This is a genomic window from Microbacterium sp. K24 (genome assembly GCF_004794465.1).
GTDB lineage: Bacteria > Actinomycetota > Actinomycetes > Actinomycetales > Microbacteriaceae > Microbacterium.
This window is the reverse complement of sequence record NZ_SSDJ01000074.1, coordinates 1-1,228: the sequence shown is the minus strand read 5'-3', so window position 1 is coordinate 1,228 and position 1,228 is coordinate 1. Positions and strand designations below refer to the sequence as shown.

The window sequence follows — 1,228 nt, the reverse complement described above, 5'->3', positions numbered from 1 at the left end:
GGCCCGCCGCTGTGGCGAGGTAGCCGGGAAGCGGCTCGGTGATGAACACGCTCGCGCCGGCGGGCGTGAGTATCGCCGTGATCTCCTCCGAGATGTACCGGTCGATGGTGTCGGAGTTCTCCGCCGCGGGACGGATTCCCCAGGGGTCGATCGAGTTCGCATTCAGTGATGCCCGCACCCTGAGCGAACAACTACCAGCGGTGCGAGCGGCTTTCGCGGTCGGGCGGGTCAGTGCGGCGCATGTGCGGGAGATCTGCCGGGCGAGTGCGATCGTCGCGGAGGCGATCCGTAACCGGCGGGTGGATGCCGACGTGATGGGGCTCTATGAAGCGGCGGTGCTGGTGTTCGCGGAACAGGAGACCGCGGCCCGCACGGCCGCGCACGCGAGGCAGGTCGCTGCCGCATTGGTCGGCGAGACCGTTACGGAGCGGCACACGCGTGCCGCGGGCGAGCGGGGGGTGAAGGTCCGCTCCGTCGGGGACGGACTCGCCCTGTTGACGGCGGTTCTCCCGGAATGGGTGGCGGTCGCGATCGCCGACCGGCTGGCGCAGATGGCGCGACACGTGGTCCGGAACCGTGGCAATCGAGACGCGGGCAGCGCACGTGGTGCCTTCCGTGAAGGCGCCCGCGAGCAGCCCGCACGAGAGACCGATACCGATGCCGACACCGACGTCGACCGGGACGATGACCGCGACGTCGCCCGTGACCGGGGCACGATCTTCAGCGACGACACGTTCGCCACTGACCCTGACATCGACTTCGGAACGGACATCGACTCCGACGTCGATGATGTCGTGACGGACACGCGCACGTGGGATCAGGTGCAGGCCGATCTGCTCGCGGATCTGCTGCTCGCCGCCGACCCGAGCGCCGTCCACGGGGCGGGGCTGGACAACATCCAGGGCCGCATCCAGGTCACGATCGCCGGAACCACCCTCGCCGGGGCCGATGACCGCCCCGCCGACCTCGACGGCCACGGCCCCCTCCACCCGGATATCGCCCGACACCTCGCCGGGCGGAATACCGGATGGACCCGGCTCCTCCTCGACCGGTTCGGCATGGTCACCCAGACCGACACCTACACACCCACCGAGCAGATGCGCCGGTTCCTCCGCGCCCGAGACCAGCACTGCCGATTCCCCGGCTGTCGCATGCCCGTGCACCGGTGCGACATCGACCACAACCACGACCACGCCCGCGGCGGCAAGACACGCATCGACAACCTCGC

The 1,228-nt window shown here is 69.8% G+C and carries 1 protein-coding gene; it reads left to right on the top strand.

Annotation, left to right across the window (positions count from 1 at the left end; all coding sequences use genetic code 11):
- Positions 1 to 41 precede the first annotated feature (41 nt).
- A partial coding sequence (locus DW306_RS05575; protein ID WP_136054628.1) for an HNH endonuclease signature motif containing protein occupies positions 42 to 1,228 on the top strand: 1,187 nt, incomplete at its 3' end.